The sequence below is a fragment of the Candidatus Pseudothioglobus sp. uisw_142 genome (assembly GCF_059512465.1).
Genome location: NZ_CM183452.1, coordinates 1122408 through 1140734, shown reverse-complemented (window position 1 = coordinate 1140734; position 18327 = coordinate 1122408). Strand labels below are relative to the sequence as shown.

Annotated in this window: 15 protein-coding genes; all 15 read left to right on the top strand. The window is 37.5% G+C overall.

The annotated features are described in order from the left end of the window. The first annotated feature begins 50 nt into the window (after positions 1-50). On the top strand, positions 51-845 hold the full coding sequence (locus tag AC5YGB_RS05820; RefSeq protein ID WP_496136931.1) for an HAD-IIB family hydrolase: 795 nt from the start codon (positions 51-53) through the stop codon (positions 843-845). Next, a complete protein-coding gene (glpD, locus tag AC5YGB_RS05815; protein ID WP_496136930.1) occupies positions 846-2408 on the top strand; it encodes a glycerol-3-phosphate dehydrogenase in 1563 nt (520 codons plus the stop codon). Further along, positions 2405-4045 carry a Na/Pi symporter gene (locus AC5YGB_RS05810; RefSeq protein WP_496136929.1) on the top strand — a complete coding sequence of 547 codons (1641 nt, stop codon included), beginning with the start codon at positions 2405-2407 and terminating at the stop codon, positions 4043-4045. Before glpD ends, AC5YGB_RS05810 begins: the two co-directional genes overlap by 4 nt. A gap of 164 nt (positions 4046-4209) precedes the next feature. After that, positions 4210-5394 carry an acetyl-CoA C-acyltransferase gene (locus AC5YGB_RS05805; RefSeq protein WP_496136928.1) on the top strand — a complete coding sequence of 395 codons (1185 nt, stop codon included), beginning with the start codon at positions 4210-4212 and terminating at the stop codon, positions 5392-5394. 294 nt (positions 5395-5688) lie between these two features. Then, a complete protein-coding gene (locus AC5YGB_RS05800; RefSeq protein ID WP_496136927.1) occupies positions 5689-6693 on the top strand; it encodes a BMP family ABC transporter substrate-binding protein in 1005 nt (334 codons plus the stop codon). Between the two features lie 9 nt (positions 6694-6702). Next, the gene (locus AC5YGB_RS05795; RefSeq protein ID WP_496136926.1) at positions 6703-8223 is read left to right on the top strand and encodes an ATP-binding cassette domain-containing protein; all 1521 of its coding nucleotides are present in this window, start codon (positions 6703-6705) and stop codon (positions 8221-8223) included. After that, entirely contained in the window at positions 8213-9265 is a 1053-nt protein-coding gene (locus AC5YGB_RS05790) for an ABC transporter permease subunit (protein WP_020027754.1), read from the top strand. Before AC5YGB_RS05795 ends, AC5YGB_RS05790 begins: the two co-directional genes overlap by 11 nt. Before the next feature lie 2 nt (positions 9266-9267). Next, on the top strand, positions 9268-10215 hold the full coding sequence (locus AC5YGB_RS05785; protein ID WP_496136925.1) for an ABC transporter permease subunit: 948 nt from the start codon (positions 9268-9270) through the stop codon (positions 10213-10215). After that, the gene (locus AC5YGB_RS05780) at positions 10215-11492 is read left to right on the top strand and encodes a cytosine deaminase (protein ID WP_020025971.1); all 1278 of its coding nucleotides are present in this window, start codon (positions 10215-10217) and stop codon (positions 11490-11492) included. The genes AC5YGB_RS05785 and AC5YGB_RS05780 overlap by 1 nt, the downstream gene beginning before the upstream one ends. A 79-nt stretch (positions 11493-11571) precedes the next feature. After that, a complete protein-coding gene (gene aptA / locus AC5YGB_RS05775) occupies positions 11572-12891 on the top strand; it encodes an omega-aminotransferase AptA (protein WP_496136924.1) in 1320 nt (439 codons plus the stop codon). A gap of 14 nt (positions 12892-12905) precedes the next feature. Next, on the top strand, positions 12906-14396 hold the full coding sequence (locus tag AC5YGB_RS05770) for a CoA-acylating methylmalonate-semialdehyde dehydrogenase (RefSeq protein WP_496136923.1): 1491 nt from the start codon (positions 12906-12908) through the stop codon (positions 14394-14396). A 192-nt stretch (positions 14397-14588) separates the two neighbouring features. Further along, a complete protein-coding gene (locus AC5YGB_RS05765; RefSeq protein ID WP_020025968.1) occupies positions 14589-15461 on the top strand; it encodes a nitrilase-related carbon-nitrogen hydrolase in 873 nt (290 codons plus the stop codon). Positions 15462-15465: 4 nt separating this feature from the next. Next, positions 15466-16275: an ATP-binding cassette domain-containing protein gene (locus tag AC5YGB_RS05760; protein ID WP_020025967.1), complete on the top strand. Its 810-nt coding sequence runs from the start codon at positions 15466-15468 to the stop codon at positions 16273-16275. Beyond that, positions 16265-17161: an ABC transporter permease subunit gene (locus AC5YGB_RS05755; RefSeq protein WP_496136922.1), complete on the top strand. Its 897-nt coding sequence runs from the start codon at positions 16265-16267 to the stop codon at positions 17159-17161. The genes AC5YGB_RS05760 and AC5YGB_RS05755 overlap by 11 nt, the downstream gene beginning before the upstream one ends. Further along, positions 17158-18291: an ABC transporter permease subunit gene (locus AC5YGB_RS05750; RefSeq protein WP_496136921.1), complete on the top strand. Its 1134-nt coding sequence runs from the start codon at positions 17158-17160 to the stop codon at positions 18289-18291. Before AC5YGB_RS05755 ends, AC5YGB_RS05750 begins: the two co-directional genes overlap by 4 nt. The last annotated feature ends 36 nt before the right edge of the window (positions 18292-18327 follow it).

Below are 18327 nucleotides of genomic sequence, written 5' to 3'. Positions count from 1 at the left end.
AAATAATTGCTGCAATGCAAATTATTAAATTTTAATTCTCAGGTAAATAAATGAAAAATCTATCAACTATGTCTTCGACTCAACTTGACAATATAAAGTTCATTCTTACAGACATTGATGACACATTGACCACAGAGGGAAGATTGAAAAGCGATGCCTATAATGCTATGGAGCGATTATCCCTCTCGGGATATAAAGTAATCCCTGTTACTGGAAGATGTGCTGGTTGGTGTGATCATATAGCAAGAATGTGGCCAGTCGATGGAGTGGTTGGAGAAAACGGTGCTTTTTTTTACCAATATGATCATATGAATAAAAAAATGCACAATGTCTACAGTCAAACCGAATTAGAAAGAAAGTCTAACTTTAAACTTCTTCATCAAATTAAAGACACCGTTCTCAGTAGCGTTTCAGGAACCGCTGTAGCATCTGATCAAGATTATCGTGTTACAGATTTAGCTATTGATTTTGCTGAGGATGTTCCGAAACTCTCTATTGATAAAATCAATGAAATTGTTGATATTGCTGAAAATAATGGCGCTACAGCAAAAGTGAGCTCGATTCATGTAAATTGCTGGATTGGTGAGCACAATAAACTCACAACTAGCTTAAAAATTCTAAAAGAAAGCTTTGGTCTTAATGATGAAGAAATGCAGAGCAAAACCTTGTTTGTTGGAGATTCTCCAAATGATTCTATGATGTTTGGTTTTTTTAATAATTCGATTGGCGTTGCTAATGTTGTAGATATGATGCATAAAATTGATAGCCCGCCAAAATATATAACCTCAAAATACTCAGGTGAAGGCTTTGTTGAACTGGCAGACCTCATATTAAAAGATAACTAGATGCTCAAAGAAGGTGAAAAAATTTATGATGTTTTTGTAGCCGGAGGTGGTATTAATGGTCTTGGCGTCGCAAGAGATGCAGCAGGTCGAGGTTATTCAGTTTGTCTATGTGAAATGAATGACTTTGCATCTGGCACATCATCTAATTCAACAAAATTAATTCATGGTGGTCTCAGATATCTAGAGCACTATAAATTCCGCTTGGTGCAAGAGTCTCTAAAGGAGCGTGAAGTGCTTCTTAAAATGGCGCCCCATATCATTTGGCCGATGAGGTTTGTCTTGCCTCACTCTAAAGGAATGAGGCCTGCCTGGCTTTTGAGATTAGGCCTTGCTTTATATGATCACTTAGGGTTTCGAAAAATACTCCCAGGAACAAGCTCAGTCAATTTAAACACTGGCGTATTAAAAAGTACACTTAAAAATAAATATAAGTTTGGCTATGAGTATTCTGATTGCTGGGTTGACGATTCAAGACTGGTCATCTTAAATGCTGTTGATGCAGCTAAAAATGGAGCTAAACTACAAAACTATACTAAGGTAACAAAAGTTACTAAGTCTGATGGGATTTGGCTTATAACCATTACTGACTCAATAGATAATACTCAGAATACAATTAAAGCGAAATGTTTTATAAATGCCTCTGGACCATGGGTTGATGATGTATTACAAGAGTCTTTTAGCAATAAAAATACAAAAAATGTTCGTCTCGTTAGGGGCAGTCATATCGTTGTTAATAAGCTCTATGATCATGACAAATCCTTTATCTGTCAAAATGATGATGGTCGAATCTTTTTTATGATTCCCTATGAAGATAAATTTACTTTAATTGGAACTACAGATATTGATCATAGTCGATCAGCTAGTGAAGTTGAGATAAGTGAAGAAGAAAAACAATACATTTGTGATTCAGCTAATACATATTTAAATTCAGAAATCAAACTATCAGATATTGTTTGGAGTTATTCAGGGGTCAGACCTCTTTATGATGATGGAGCAAGCAAAGCTCAAGAAGCCACTCGTGATTATGTCATTAAAGCTGAAGAGCATGACTCATCACTGATTATCAATATTTTTGGGGGTAAAATTACGACCTACCGCCGCCTATCTGAGGCCATTCTTAAACATATCGAAACATTCCTTGGGCAAAGAGGTGATCCTTGGACTGATAATTCTTCTCTTCCAGGGGGAGACGTTGATGTCGATGGGCTATTTGACTTAAATAATAAGATTCAGGAAAAATATCCTTTCTTAAACGAAGAGATTGTCAAGCGCTTAGTTAGATCCTATGGGACAGTCTCATTTGATATTTTTGCTAGTGCTATAAATATAGAGTCACTTGGCGAGAGTTTTGGTTCAGGTCTTTATGAAAAAGAGGTCGTCTACCTGCTTCAAAATGAGTGGGCTAGAACCTCTGAAGATATTTTATTTAGAAGGTCAAAGCTTGGACTGTCTTTAACAAAAAATGAAAAACAAAAGCTAGATCAATTTTTAGAAAAATACCAAAAGCTGAGTAAAACTTCTGAAAGTTCTGTTAAGCAAGATAACATAGCGGAGACTGTATGAGTATACTCATCGAACTTTTAGGCTCAGTAGCGCTACTCTTATGGGGCTTAAGAATGGTTCGTACAGGTGTAATGCGTGCTTATGGTACGAATTTAAAGCGCTTTGCTCGTCGATCAGAAGGAAAAATCTTTCCAGCATTTTTATCGGGCTTAGTAGTTGCAGCTCTTCTCCAAAGCAGTACTGCTACGATTTTAATTTCCGCATCCTTTGCTGGCCAAAATCTTATTGGAGTTGGATCAGCATTTATAACAATGTTGGGAGCAGATGTAGGAACTTCAATTGCTGTTCTCATTGCATCTCAGAAATTTACGACTGTTGCTCCATTATTGTTAGCTATTGGTGTTTTTGGTTTTATAGGCTCAAAAGAGAACAAGTGGCAAAATGTTTTTCGCGCAGTGAGCGGCTTAGGTTTAATTTTATTTGCACTGTTATTGATATCAAATACTGCAGGAGAACTTTCTAAATTTGAGCAGTTTAAGTCACTATTAGAGATTTTTAGTAATCAGCCAATATTTTTTGTTCTTTTGGCTCTTGTGATGACCTATCTTTCATATTCAAGTTTAGCAATTGTCTTGTTGTCAGTTAGTTTTTTAGCAACGGGTGTAATTGGATTAAATGAAGGGCTCTATCTTGTATTGGGCGCGAACCTTGGAAGTGGTATGCTACCTCTTATTTCAAGCTGGAATTCTTCTGTAGTTGAGAAGACTCCAATAATTGCTAATTTACTTGTTAGAATTTTTTGTATTATAATTTTTTATCCGTTTGTTGATTTATTTGCCCAATTCTTCCTAAGCTTTGCTTCAATGGAGCTAGTTCCAGCACTTTATCACCTTACTTTGAATCTTATAGTTGCTGTTATAGGTATTGCATTTTCAACTCAGATTCTTGGCTTTACTTCTAAACTTGAACTAGAGAGCAATACTGATGATACTAACAGTGATTCAAAGTTTTTAGAATCAGATGATTTTTCTATGCCTGCTGTATCTCTTGCGAATGCTAAGAGGCAAGCACTTAGGATAGCAGAAGTCTCTCAAAATATGGTTGTGTCATCACTTGCAGTAATGCGAGATGATAATGATCTGTTAAGAAATGAAATTATCAAAAATGAGGATATTGTTGATAATCTCTTTGACTCTATAAAGCTTTATATTGCTCGAATATTACAAGAAGAACTTACTCCAACAGAAAGCCAACAAGCTCTCAACATACTTAACTTTACAACAAATATGGAGCATATAGGTGATATTGTCAATAATAGTTTAATGGACATTTCTAAAAAGAAAATTTCAAAACATATACAGTTTTCTAAAGAAGGTTTCAGTGAGATTATTTCTATTCATGAAGTAGTTTGTTCTGATTATGATCTCGCTATTAGTACTTTTATGTCAAATGATTGTGAGTTAGCTAAAGTCCTTTATGGAAAAAAACAAGAGCTTCATAAGCTCGAAACTAAATCAGTCTCTAAACATCTTCAGCGAATTGGAAAGGGAGTTACTGATAGCCTTGAGACCAGCTCAATGCATATCGACGTGATAAGAGATTATAAAAGAATAAATAGCCTTTTATCATCAATAGCCTATCCAATATTATTTGCCTCTGGTGAGATATTGGAAACAAGGCTGAAGCAAAATAGCTAATTATTAAAGCGCAATAAGTAAGTGCTTTAATTGTGAAGATTCATCTTAAGGGCTCTTTATTTCTCCTTTTGTAGGGCCCTTATAATGATTAGATAAACAAGAATAAGTAAGTCTCTTGTTTTTCAACCTCTATAATAATTCCATTAAAAAAAATAATGTAAATTATGAATAATGAAATAGTAATTGTTTCTGCTACCAGAACAGCTTTAGGTTCTTTTGGAGGTTCGCTTTCGTCAATTCCAGCCCATAAGTTAGGTTCTGCTGTTATTGCCTCATTGCTCGAGAAGACAGGAGTAGCTAATGACCAAGTTGATGAGGTAATTTTGGGTCAAGTACTGACTGCGGGCAGTGGCCAAAATCCAGCTAGGCAGGCAGCTTTAGATGCTGGCCTCCCAAATATGACGCCAGCAATGACCATTAATAAGGTTTGTGGCAGCGGCTTAAAGGCAGTACAGCTAGCATTTCAAGCTATCGCTTGTGGAGATGCTGAAATCGTTATTGCAGGTGGTCAAGAAAATATGAGTCTTTCTGGGCACGTCCTACCGAAGTCAAGAGAAGGCAAAAAAATGGGTCCATGGGAGATGGTTGATACGATGGTAGTTGATGGTTTGTGGTGTGTATTTAATGACTATCACATGGGCGTTACTGCAGAAAATATTGCTTCAAAATTTGACTACTCAAGAGAATCTCAAGACCACTTTGCCTCAGAGTCTCAGCAAAAGGCAGAGTCCGCTCAGATTTCTGATTTATTTCGTAACGAAATTACACCAATTGCTATTCCTCAAAGACGGGGAGATGATGTCGTTTTTGATACTGATGAATTTCCTAGACACGGAACAACTGAGGAATCGTTGTCAAAGCTAAGGCCCGCTTTTAAGAAAGACGGAACAGTTACTGCAGGCAATGCATCGGGTATCAATGATGGAGCAGCAGCTGTAATGGTAATGAGCGCATCTAAGGCAAAAGAGCTTGGCTTGAAACCCATGGCCAAAATCGTTTCTTATGCTAGTGCTGGGGTTGACCCAAAAATTATGGGAACTGGGCCAATACCTGCAAGTACTAAGTGTTTAGAAAAGGCTGGCTGGAAAGCCTCTGAACTTGATAGAATTGAGGCTAATGAGGCATTTGCTGCGCAGGCCATGTCTGTGAATGACTCACTTGGCCTGGATAAATCTAAAGTAAATATTACTGGAGGTGCTATCGCGCTAGGTCATCCGATTGGCGCTTCAGGCGCTAGAATTTTAGTAACACTTCTGCATGGCATGGAGCGTGATAAAGCAGATAAAGGTCTCGCTACTCTTTGTATTGGCGGTGGAATGGGTGTTGCTATGGCCGTTGAAAGAGTTTGATAGTTTTTAGTTAACAAAACTTTAATTACTTTAAGAAAATTCATTTTTAATTTTATTTAAATTTGGTCTCTTTTTTTATAGTTGACAAGAATATAAAAAAAATGTAGCCTGTCTATCCAGTCAAGAAGTTTTAGTTTAAAAATTGACTAAATCAAAATATGATTTTTGTAAAGGAGAAATTGTTGAGCTTTTTAATTTATTTTTGAGGCTTAATAAGAGGGGTAATACTTCTGCGTTATAGTTTGTTAAGAATTAATGCTTGTATTACATTTTTTAAAAATAAAGGAGAAAATAATGAAAATAGGAAGTTTTAGTAAACTATTAATTATAGCCTTATCTAGCTTTGTTTTGTCAGGCCAGGTCTTAGCTGACAAAATCAAAGTAGCTGGAGTCTATACTCAGCCACTGCAGCAAAAATGGGATGCAAGATTGCATTTAGCTTTACAGGCAGCAGCAGATAGAGGTGAAATTGATTACGTAAACTCAGAAAAAGTTTCAAATACAGACTACGTAAGAGTACTAAGGGAATATTCTGAAAGTGGAGTTGACCTGATAGTTGGTGAAGCATTTGGTATTAGTGCAGAGGCTAGAAAAGTAGCAGATGACTATCCAAATATAGCTTATCTAATGGGAGATCCTGGAAGTGGGTATGGCGGAGAACATGGAGGTAATTTTTCAGTATTTGATAATTATATTCATGAGCCTTGCTATTTGATGGGAATTATTGCTGGTGGTATGACTGAAACCAATAAAATTGGTATGGTAGGTGGTTATGCAATTGGTGAAGTAAACCGCTTGTTCCATGCATTTATGGCTGGTGCAAGATCAGTTAATCCAGACGTTGAGTTTAAAGTTAGCTTTATCGGCTCTTGGTATGATCCACCGAAAGCAAAAGAAGCTGCATTTGCTCAAATTGAAGCTGGTGTTGATGTCCTTTATGCAGAGCGTGCTGGTGTAGTTGATGCTGCAAGAGAGAAAGGTATACTTGCATTCGGTAACGTTAATGATATGAATAAAGAGGAAAATGGCTCAGATGTTGTTGTCACTTCAGCTTTATGGCATATGGAAAATGCAATTGATCATGCAATCTCTCGTGTTAAGGCAGGAACTTTTGCTGCTGAGGATTATAAAGAATGGACAATGATGCAAAAAGGTGGAGCCACTTTAGCACCTTACTATGAGTTTGATAGTAGGATTGCGAGTGATGTTAAAACTAAAGTAGCGGCAATGTCTAGAAAAATCTTAGGTGGGGGTCTAGTAATTGAAGTTAATGACGACGAACCAAAATCAACTTACTAAGATTATCAGATGAAGAAGTTACAATTTTCCGAAATTTGTAAGAGTTTTGGATCTGTTGTAGCAAATGACAATATTTCACTCTCACTTGGTGAGGGTGAAATTTTGTCATTATTGGGTGAAAATGGTGCGGGTAAAACCACACTAATGAATATACTCTTTGGACACTATGTAAGTGATAAAGGGTTTATTGAGGTTGAGGGTAAAAAATTAACTCCTGGTTCAACAAGAGCCTCACTAGATGCTGGAATTGGTATGGTTCACCAGCACTTTACTCTTGCAGATAATCTTACAGTACTCGAAAATATTATCCTAGGAACTGAACCTTTGACGAGGTTTTGGAGTCAAAAAAAACAAGCATATAAAAAACTACAAGAGTTATCAGAGCGTTTTGGTTTATTAATCAACCCAGATGCTAGAATTGCCGATTTAACGGTTGGTGAGAAACAACGGGTTGAAATAATAAAAGCACTCTATCGTGATGCAACTATCTTGATACTTGATGAGCCCACTGCAGTTCTAACTCCCCAAGAGAGTGAGCACCTTTTCAAAGTCCTTAAAGGGATGGTAAAAGCTGGCTTATCAATCATGTTTATTTCACATAAATTAAATGAAATACTAGAAATTAGTGATCGAATTGTGGTGCTTCGCCATGGCAAACTGGTCGGCGAGGTCGCTACTAAAAATGCAAGTAAGGAATCTCTCGCAGAAATGATGGTTGGACGAAAAGTCACTCGACCAGCTTATGAAAAGCTAAAAAAGGGTAAAGCAGTTGTTGAGCTTAATGATGTCTCTTTGAATGCAAAGGAGGGGTCAACTTCACTCAGCAATATAAACCTTACAATTCATGAAAAGGAAATTATTGGCCTTGCTGGAGTTGCAGGCAATGGTCAAACTGGATTAGCCTCTATTCTTCAAGGTCTTGCCTCTCCAAGCTCAGGAGAATTCAAGCTCTTTGGAGAGAGATTGAATAAATATGGTCCTAGTTATCTTACTGAATCTGGAGTAGCCAGAATTCCAGAGGATCGAACAAATGAGGGCGTTATAGGTGAAATGGAAATATGGGAAAACTTCCTTGGTGAGGAATTACGTTCTAAATCGAAATCAGGGTTTTTTATTGATAAAAAGCAAGCTGTAAGTAGTGCTGAAAAATTAATTGAAGAATATGATATTCGTTGTGAGGGTCCATATGCATCAACTAGGTTATTGTCTGGTGGGAATATTCAAAAGTTAATTCTTGCAAGGAGCTTATCTAATAATCCCCGCTTTATTATTGCAAATAAACCAGCAAGAGGACTAGATGAAGGCGCAATTAGTTTTGTGCAGCAACAAATAGTAAATGCTAAAACGAAAGGTGCAGGTGTATTACTTATTAGTGAAGACCTAGATGAAATATTTGAATTATCTGATCGAATTGCAGTAATATTTGATGGAAAAATTCAAGGACCTTTTGATTCTAATAAAGTTAATATAAATCAAGTCGGACTTATGATGAGTGGTGAGATGAAGCAGGATAGCATTTATGAGAATTAAGACAAGAAGAAACGCGCCTTTATGGTTAATTGCAGCTTTACCCATTCTTTCAATTGGAGTTGCTTTCATTATTGGTGCTTTTTTTATTCTATGGGCAGGAGAATCACCAATCCGTGCTTACATAGCTTTGATTAAAGGATCTTTGGGTTCAACTTTTGCAATTACTGAATCTTTATCTAGAGCAACGCCACTGATATTTACAGGCTTGGCTGCTGCTGTAGCATTTCGAGCAAAATTTTGGAATATTGGTGCAGAGGGTCAATTATATTGTGGGGCTATGGCGGCAACGCTTGTTGGTACAGGAATGATTGACCTTCCTGCGCCGCTTATGATACCAATGTTATTTATAGCAGGCGCCATAGCAGGCTGTCTAATTTTGTTGGTGCCAGTGCTTCTCAAAACGCATATGAAAGTAGATGAAGTAGTCACCACTTTGTTGCTTAATTTTGTAATTTTACTTTTTGTAAATATGTTGCTAGAGGGTCCATGGAAGGATCCTATGGCAATGGGCTGGCCTCAGGCTGCTAGAATTATTGATAATGGCGTCTTGCCTACTATTGTCGCTAAAAGTAGATTACACCTTGGAATAATTGTTGCCTTACTAATGTCCATTTTAATGTGGGCCATAATTCGTTTTACGGTTTGGGGTTATGAGATAAGAGCTGTTGGGCATAATCAGCAAGCCTCAACTTTTTATGGAATATCAATTAACAAATCAGTATTAATGGTAGCCCTTTTTAGTGGTGGTTTGGCGGGCATGGCTGGAGTCAGTGAGGTAGCAGGATTGAAAGGCTATTTAACCTTAACTTTGTCCCCTGGTTTTGGATATACAGGAATAGCGGTTGCAATGCTTGCTCAATTACATCCAATAGGAGTGGTTATTTCAGCTATATTTTTAGCTTCAATTTATGTAGGTGCTGATGCGATGAGTCGAACAATTGACATACCTAACTATATTGCAGATATCTTAGTCGCCATATCTTTATTATCCGTTCTAGTTGGAGCAATGCTGACTCGATATCGAATTGTGTGGGGTAAATAATTATGATGGAATTATTTGAAATGATGTTGACAACAGGGTTATGGGCTTCCGTAATCAGAATTGCAACCCCATTAATATTTGCTACATTGGGTGAATTAATTTGTGAGCGTGCAGGCGTGCTCAATCTTGGAATTGAAGGCATTATGACTATTGGAGCAATGGCGGGTTGGATATGGGTTTATCAAGGTGGAGACCTTTGGGGTGGAATTGTATTTGCTGCAATTGTTGGAATGATCTTTGGTTTTCTTCACAGCATATTAGTGGTTTACCTAGGCGTGTCTCAGCATGTGAGTGGAATTGGAATTACTTTGCTAGCTTCATCGATAAGTTATTATGCTTATACTCTATTGATACCATTCAGCACAACACCTCCAAAGATTGTGCCATTTAGTGTATTTGAAATTCCAATTTTGTCATCGATTCCAGTTATTGGTCAAGCCTTTTTTCATCAATCAGCATTAACCTATTTGTCCTATGTATTAGTAGGTATAACTTTTTTTGTGCTTTATAAAATGCCAATTGGCTTAACAATTAGAATGGCTGGTGAAAATCCGGTTGCTAATGAAGCTCAAGGTATTAATGTTCTTCTAATTCGTACTGGAGCAGTTATGGCTGGGAGTGCATTGATGGCTATTGGTGGGGCATTTTTGACTATGTCTGCATTTGATGCATTCTATTTTGGTATGATTAATGGTAGAGGCTGGATTTGTGTTGCATTGGTTATTTTTGCATCCTGGAAGCCAGGTAAAGCGTTCTTGGGGGCAATTTTATTTGCATTATTTGAGGCATTACAGATTAGGGCGCAATTAATAGGTGCAGACGTTATTCCTTATCAAATATTTTCTATGATGCCATACTTTCTTAGTATTCTTGCAATGATGCTTGTTGCTCGAAAAGCAGCCTATCCCAAAGCTTTACTTATACCATTTAGACAAGGAGATCGTATCTAATGTTTGACTTACTTATCAAAAATGCTAATCTTCCAGATGATCGAAAGAAATTTGATATTGCTATTCAAAATAAAAAAATAGTAGCTGTTGATAGAAATATTATTGGTGAGGCATCTCAAACTATTGATGCGACAGACCAATTAGTTTCTCCAAGTCATGTGGATAGCCATTTCCACTTAGACGCAACTCTTACTCTCGGCCAGCCTCGCTTCAATGAAAGTGGAACACTACTCGAGGGAATCCAGCTATGGGACGAACTAAAGCCACACTTGACATTAGAGCTGATAAAAAAACGTGCTAGAAAATTATGTCATTGGGCAATAGCAAATGGGTGTTTAGCTATTAGAAGCCACGTAGATATTAGCGATGATCGATTGTTAGCTGTTGAGGCACTTCTAGAATTACAAAAAGAAATGAAGAATTGGATTGATATTCAACTCGTTGCATTTCCACAAAATGGATATTTACGCTATAAAAATTCGATTCAAAATTTGGATAGAGCATTAAAAAAAGGCGTAGAAGTGGTTGGAGGTATCCCACATTTTGAGCGAACTATGAATGAGGGTTCCCAATCCATAAAACTGTTATGTGAAATTGCAGCAAAACGAGGTTTATTGGTTGATATGCATTGCGATGAATCTGATGATCCAATGTCTAGACATGTAGAGACTCTAGCTTTTGAAACCCAACGTTTAGGTCTTTTGGGGAGAGTTACTGGTTCACACTTAACCTCAATGCACTCAATGGATAATTACTATGTCAGTAAATTAATTCCCTTACTGAGAGATGCAGATCTACAAGTTGTCGCAAACCCATTAATCAATATTACGCTTCAGGGTCGCCATGATCAATACCCAAAACGAAGAGGAATGACTCGGGTCAAAGAGTTACTAAATAGTAATGTTAATGTTGCTTTTGGACACGATTGTGTAATGGATCCATGGTATAGCCTTGGTAAACATGACATGCTGGAGGTTGCCAGTATGGGACTTCATGTGGGTCAAATGACAGGTATGCAAGAAATGCATCAAATATTCCAAGCCATTACCTCAAATGGAGCAAAGGTAATGCAACTAGATAATTACGGTATCGAAGTTGGCTGTGATGCTAATTTGGTTGTTCATCAAGCCAAAAACCCAATTGATGCAATAAGATTATGCAATGCGCGTCTATTTGTCATTCGTAATGGCGAAGTTATTGCAAAGGCAAGTCCTAATCAAAGTGAACTAATGTTTGATACAAAAAAAGAATCAAAAGTTATCGATTGGACTCTTTAATAATGTAAAAACTAACAACTAGTTATGAATCTAAATTGTAATAGTATTGTCTCAATCCTCAGTAAATGGGAGTATGTAAATGAATAAAAACAATTCTAAATTTTATGATGCCCACTGGATGCCATATAGTGGAAATAGGGAATTTAAAGCAAATCCACGAATGATAGTATCTGCTAAAGGGACTTACTTTACAGATGATAAAGGAAGGGAAATATTTGATGGCCTTTCAGGTTTATGGACTTGCGGTGCGGGACATTCACGCCCTGAAATTATTGAAGCAGTTAGTAAACAAATTGAGACTTTAGATTACTCCCCTGCATTTCAATTTGGACATGAAAAATCATTTGAGTTAGCAAATAAAATTATTAAATTTACTCCAAAAGACTTAGATCGTGTCTTTTTTACTTGTTCTGGCTCAGAGGCAGTGGATAGTGCACTAAAAATTGCTCGAGCTTATTGGAGGCAGAAAGGTAAGGTTGGTAAAACTCGTCTGATTGGAAGAATCAAGGGCTACCATGGAGTTAATTTTGGAGGGATTAGTGTTGGCGGTATTGGTCCTAATAGAGAAATGTTTGGGCAAGGCATTGAGGCTGATCATTTACAATCAACTGTTCTGCCAGAAAATACATTTAGCAAAGGTCAGCCTAAAGTTGGAGAGCATTTAGCGGATGAATTATTAAACAAAATATTACTGCATGGTGCCTCGAATATTGCTGCAGTTATTGTTGAGCCGATGGCGGGTTCTGCCGGAGTATTTCCTCCTCCAATAGGTTATCTTAAGAGGCTACGTAAAATTTGTGATTCGAATGATATTTTATTAATCTTTGATGAAGTGATAACTGCTTTTGGACGAATGGGGGCGAAGACAGGAGCAGAAGCATTTGGAGTTACTCCAGATATAATGACTTTTGCAAAACAAGTTAGTAATGGCAGTCAACCGCTTGGTGGGGTGGTAGTTAATAATAGTATTTATGAAACCTTTATGGATACATCAGCACCAAATTATTTGATTGAATTATTCCATGGTTATACATATTCTGCTCATCCTGTAGGCTGTGCTGCATCCATTGCTAGTTTAGATATTCTGCAGAATGAAAATTTGATTGAGCGGGTTAAAAAGATGAGCCCTATATTTGAGAAAGAACTCCATAACCTCAAAGGTTTGCAATATGTTGCAGATATTCGAAATTATGGACTTGCGGGTGGAATTACTATTGAATCTGCTAAAAATGAACCCGCATTGAGACCCTACCAAATTGCAATGAAATGTTGGGATAAAGGTTTCTATGTCAGATATGGTGGAGATACCATTCAATTAGGACTGCCATTTATTGTTTCCGAGAAACAAATAAAGGATGTTATTGGAGCAATATCTGACTCAATTAAAGAATTACATTAAAGGAGAATGAAGAAATGAAATTAGTAAAGCACCTCATTAATGGTGAAGTTGTGTCAATGGGTGACCCTACTCAAGATGTATATAACCCGTCGACTGGTGAGGTTAGTAAGCAAGTAGAAATAGCTTCAAAAACTACAACTGAAAAAGCTATTCAAGCTGCTCAGGAAGCCTTTCCAGAGTGGCGTGCAACGCCTCCACTTAAACGTGCTAGAATTATGTTCCGCTTCAAGGATTTATTAGAAAAAAATATTGATAAAATTGCTCAACTTATCGGAGAAGAGCATGGAAAAATTGCTCATGATGCACTTGGGGAAATTACTAGAGGTATAGAGAATGTTGAATATGCTTGCTATGCACCACAACTCTTAAAAGGTGAACACAGCAAAAATATTTCTAGCAATATTGATTCATGGAGTGAGTTTCAGCCCTTAGGTGTTGTTACAGGTATTACTCCCTTTAATTTTCCCGCAATGGTTCCATTGTGGATGTATCCAATGGCAATCGCCTGTGGTAACTGCTTTATATTAAAGCCGTCTGAAAGAGATCCTTCTGCAGCCTTATTCGTAGCTCAATTATTGAATGAAGCTGGACTACCAAAAGGAGTACTGAATGTAGTTAATGGGGGGAAAGAAGCTGTAGATACTCTGCTAACAGATGAAAGGGTGCAAGCAGTAAGTTTTGTTGGTTCTACTCCTATTGCTAAATATATATACCAAACAGCTACTGCGCATGATAAACGATGCCAAGCACTGGGCGGCGCGAAAAATCATGCCATTGTGATGCAGGATGCTGAAATGGAAAATACAGTAAATGCCCTAATAGGAGCTGCATTTGGTTCAAGTGGAGAGCGTTGTATGGCAATCTCAGTTGCCGTAGCGGTTGGTTCAGAGACTGCTGACAAGCTAATTGCAGGCTTGAAATCTAAGATGCATGATCTAAAAGTTGGTAATTTTGACAATAGCAATAATGATTTTGGGCCACTCATAACTAAAGAGCATATGGAAAAAGTTAAGCACTACATATCTAGTGCAGAAGAACAAGGCGCAGCTATTATTGTTGATGGTCGAAGCGTTGATGTCAAAGGTTGTGAAAATGGGTTTTATGTTGGTGGTACTCTGATAGATAGTGTAGAAGCTTCAATGAAGTCTTATAAGGAAGAAATATTTGGACCAGTATTACAAGTTGTCAGAGTAGAAACTATGCAACAAGCAATAGATTTAATTGACGAACATGAATACGGTAATGGCACATGTATTTTCACTCGAGATGGTGAAGCTGCAAGGTATTTTAGTGACCAAATAAAAGTTGGTATGGTTGGTATCAATGTCCCACTACCTGTCCCAGCTGCCCAACATAGCTTTGGAGGTTGGAAGCAATCAATGTTTGGTGATTTAGCTGCTTATGGACCTGACAGTGTGAGGTTCTACACACGAAGAAAAACTATCACCCAGCGATGGCCATCATCAAGTATTAGAGAGGGTGTTAACTTTTCTTTCCCATCCTAAATAGCTTTAATAATTCAACTCTAAAGGGCTTCCTAAGGAAGCCCTTTTTTTAGTTTAAATATCAAGTTGAACTATATTGCAAAATAGGATGGCAATTAAAGTTGACAATTGTCAAAAAAATATGTAGCCTGTCTAGTTAGTCAAGAACTTATCAGAAGTTCTATAAAGTAAATCGGAAAAAGGAGGAATCGAATGAGTAAGGTAAAGTGTGGACTAATCCAAATGGGTTTAAAAGGTGATGGTACGATGTCACCAGAAAAAATTCGTGATTTAATGATTGAGGCCCATATCCCAATGATAGAGGATGCTGCAAAACAGGGAGTAAAAGTTCTATGTTTTCAGGAGGTTTTTACGCAGCCATATTTTTGTCCAAGTCAAGATAAAAAATGGTATGCAGCTGCGGAGTCGATTCCTGATGGACCTACAGTCAAGCTGATGCAGGAATATGCTAAAAAACACCAAATGGTTATTGTTGTTCCTATCTATGAAGAGGAAATGTCAGGAGTCTATTACAATACTGCAGCAGTTATTGATGCAGATGGAAGTTTTTTAGGTAAATATCGAAAAACTCACATACCTCAAGTTGCACCTGGTTTTTACGAAAAATTTTTCTTCAAACCTGGAAATCTGGGATACCCAGTATTTGATACGGCTTATCTTAAGTTGGGGGTTTATATTTGTTACGATAGGCATTTTCCTGAGGGATGGAGAGCATTAGCATTAAATGGCGCAGAATATATTGTCAATCCTTCTGCTACTGTTGCTGGATTAAGTAAATATCTATGGGAGCTGGAGCAACCAGCCTCAGCAGCAGCAAATGGTGTTTTTATTGGAGCTATAAATCGTGTTGGTACAGAAGAGCCATGGGCAAAGCAAATGGGTGAATTCTATGGATCAAGCTATATTGTAAATCCACGCGGGCAAATAGAAGCCCAGGCAAGTTATGGTGATGATGAGCTTTTAGTTCATGATATTGACTTAGATATGGTTCGAGAAGTGAGAGACACTTGGCAATTTTTTAGAGATAGGCGTAGTGACCTATATGGAAGGTTAACAGATAAATAATAATATGGGTAAGCCCTCAAGCTCTAAGGTTTCTGAATCTTCAACGATAGATATTAACAATCTATTTCTGACATTTGAGACACAAACAGAGCCGGTCCATGCTCTTTCTGACATTAACTTGAAGGTTGAGGCTGGTGATTTTGTTTCTATGATTGGTCCCAGTGGCTGCGGAAAAACAACATTATTGCGTGTCATAGCTGATCTAGAAAAGCCAACAAGTGGCTCAATAACCGTTGAAGGTAAGTCCCCACATCAAGCTCGCTTAGATCGCTCTTATGGTTATGTTTTTCAAACTCCAGCTCTTTTGCCTTGGCGAAATATTGAGTCAAATATCCACCTACCGCTTGAGATGTCTGGCTACTCAAAATCAGAGCAAAAAAAACTTTCTCAGGAGTATTTATCTTTAGTCAGTTTAACAGGATTTGAAAAAAAATATCCCTGGCAATTATCTGGAGGTATGCAGCAACGCGTATCCATTGCACGTGCTTTGAGTTTTAGCCCTGATATGCTCCTTATGGATGAGCCATTTGGTGCTCTAGATGAGATAACTCGTGATCGTTTAAATGAAGAGCTGTTAAGATTGTGGGAGCAAACTCAGAAAACAGTTGTATTTGTTACCCATTCAATCCCAGAGGCTGTTTTCTTGTCTACTAAGATTGTAGTAATGTCTGCCCGTCCTGGAAAAATTATAAATGTCATCGAAACCAATTTTCCAAAAGATAGAAATCTTGATATTCGTGAAACAAAAGAATTTTTAGAGATCTCGCAACTAGTAAGAGAGGGACTCAAAGAAGGGCACAGTGATGGAAGCTAATAGGCTTTTCAGCATGATTATAGGAGGAACTATTGGTCCTGTTGTGATTCTGGTAACGGCTATTATCATGATATGGTATGCGGGAGCCGTTTATTTAAATAGCTCCTTTTTAATTGACAGATATGAAAAAAATAATATTGATTGGACTTTTTCAGAATTAGTCTCAGACTCTTGGTCGATGGAGCGACCTGTTTTGCCATCACCCCATCAAATTGCAAAGGAGTTAAAGAAAACAATTTGGGATAAGAAGATCACTTCACCCAGGAGTTTGGTTTATCACTCTGGAGTGACTTTATCTTCTGCAATGGTTGGCTTTGTAATGGGCACACTTCTTGGTATTATCTTGTCAGTGGGTATTGTTTATGTGGCAGCACTGGATCGAACCTTGATGCCTTGGATAATTACATCTCAAACTATTCCAATTCTGGCAATTGCTCCGATGATTGTTGTTGTGTTAGGTTCAATGGGTATTATTGGCTTAGTTCCAAAAGCAATGATCTCAACCTATCTTTGTTTTTTTCCTGTTGTTGTTGGTATGGTTAAAGGTTTACGGTCACCAAGTATTATCTTGGTAGACCTAATGAACAGTTATTCAGCATCAAAGGTTGAGGTTTTTTGGAAATTACGTCTTCCGGCGTCTCTTCCTTATTTATTTGCCAGTTTAAAAGTAGCCATTGCTCTGAGTGTTGTTGGTGCTATTGTAGCTGAGCTTCCAGCAGGTGCTCAAGGCGGCTTAGGTGCGCGCCTATTATCTGGCTCATATTATGGACAAACCAGTCTTATTTGGGCTGCCCTGATAACCGCTTCAGTGATTTCTGCAACTCTAGTTACCTTAGTTGGAAGAATGGAGCGCGCAGTTAATAATCGTATGGGGCTGCAAATATGAATTTCCTGGCATTTATAAGGTCGCGTCCCTTAAGTGGATTGCTATGTCTTATTTTTTCAATCGCCTCTTTTATTTCGTTGCAGTTTAATGAAATAAATGACTATGCGCTTAATCCTTTTATTGTGATTATTATTGCCACTGTCAGTTTATTATTTTTTATCATTCGTCAACAAGGATTAGTTCTTTTATCTATTTGTTTTGTAGCCTTATTCTCTGGAGCTTGGTTTGTATTAAATTTGATACATTCATTCGAAAAGGGGATAGTTATGGGTGTGGATGCCTGGTTCTTGGTAAGTGCATTGTGGTTTCTAACATGGAATAACTTAGTTCAACTATCCGCTTTAAAGCCGAAGAATAAATTAATAGAATTATTTCTAACTATAATCATTCCAGTTTTATTTGGTGCGTGGATATTTTTTCTATGGGAGGTTATTACTATAGGTATGTCCGTTCCACAGGTGTTATTACCTGCACCAAGTCTTATTTGGCAAGTATTTGATGGGTTTGGTGCTACTTTATTTGCTGATTTTTATCAAACTTTTGTACGTTCAGCAATTCCTGGCTTTATTATGGGAAGTGGTGCAGGATTTCTCGTTGCAATTGCAGCAGATAAAATCCCATTTTTAAGGCGTGGATTAATTCCAATTGGAAACTTCTTTAGCGCGATACCAATTATTGGCATGGCGCCAATTATGATAATGTGGTTTGGTTTTGACTGGCAGTCAAAAGCGGCTGTTGTTGCCATTATGACTTTTTTCCCAATGATGGTAAATACCTTAGGCGGTCTCAACGAAACTGACAGGATTGATCGAGATTTATTACACACTTATGCTTCAAGTTACTGGCGAGAACTTTTTAGTTTGCGACTACCAAATGCAATGCCTTTTATTCTTAATGCATTGAAAATTAACTCAACTTTCGCTATGATTGGAGCTATAGTGGCAGAATTTTTTGGAACACCCATTGTAGGAATGGGATTTAGAATTTCGGCAGAAGTTGGCCGAATGAATATCGATATTGTATGGGCAACAATTGCGGTTGCTGCTGTTACTGGTTCGATGTTTTATGGAGTATTTGCTCTCTTAGAAAGAAAATTAACTTTCTGGCATCCATCGATGCGAAAAAGCTAGTTATGGGTAAGTACTATTATTTTTAAAATAAAGGAG

Excerpts from the sequence above, each read along its gene's own strand:
- AC5YGB_RS05790 (WP_020027754.1), top strand. The coding sequence starts at position 8,213 with ATGAGAATTAAGACAAGAAGAAACGCGCCTTTATGGTTAATTGCAGCT.
- AC5YGB_RS05820 (WP_496136931.1), top strand. The coding sequence starts at position 51 with ATGAAAAATCTATCAACTATGTCTTCGACTCAACTTGACAATATAAAG.
- aptA (WP_496136924.1), top strand. The coding sequence starts at position 11,572 with ATGAATAAAAACAATTCTAAATTTTATGATGCCCACTGGATGCCATAT.
- AC5YGB_RS05800 (WP_496136927.1), top strand. The coding sequence starts at position 5,689 with ATGAAAATAGGAAGTTTTAGTAAACTATTAATTATAGCCTTATCTAGC.
- glpD (WP_496136930.1), top strand. The coding sequence starts at position 846 with ATGCTCAAAGAAGGTGAAAAAATTTATGATGTTTTTGTAGCCGGAGGT.
- AC5YGB_RS05785 (WP_496136925.1), top strand. The coding sequence starts at position 9,268 with ATGATGGAATTATTTGAAATGATGTTGACAACAGGGTTATGGGCTTCC.
- AC5YGB_RS05780 (WP_020025971.1), top strand. The coding sequence starts at position 10,215 with ATGTTTGACTTACTTATCAAAAATGCTAATCTTCCAGATGATCGAAAG.
- AC5YGB_RS05795 (WP_496136926.1), top strand. The coding sequence starts at position 6,703 with ATGAAGAAGTTACAATTTTCCGAAATTTGTAAGAGTTTTGGATCTGTT.
- AC5YGB_RS05805 (WP_496136928.1), top strand. The coding sequence starts at position 4,210 with ATGAATAATGAAATAGTAATTGTTTCTGCTACCAGAACAGCTTTAGGT.
- AC5YGB_RS05755 (WP_496136922.1), top strand. The coding sequence starts at position 16,265 with ATGGAAGCTAATAGGCTTTTCAGCATGATTATAGGAGGAACTATTGGT.
- AC5YGB_RS05770 (WP_496136923.1), top strand. The coding sequence starts at position 12,906 with ATGAAATTAGTAAAGCACCTCATTAATGGTGAAGTTGTGTCAATGGGT.
- AC5YGB_RS05765 (WP_020025968.1), top strand. The coding sequence starts at position 14,589 with ATGAGTAAGGTAAAGTGTGGACTAATCCAAATGGGTTTAAAAGGTGAT.
- AC5YGB_RS05750 (WP_496136921.1), top strand. The coding sequence starts at position 17,158 with ATGAATTTCCTGGCATTTATAAGGTCGCGTCCCTTAAGTGGATTGCTA.
- AC5YGB_RS05810 (WP_496136929.1), top strand. The coding sequence starts at position 2,405 with ATGAGTATACTCATCGAACTTTTAGGCTCAGTAGCGCTACTCTTATGG.
- AC5YGB_RS05760 (WP_020025967.1), top strand. The coding sequence starts at position 15,466 with ATGGGTAAGCCCTCAAGCTCTAAGGTTTCTGAATCTTCAACGATAGAT.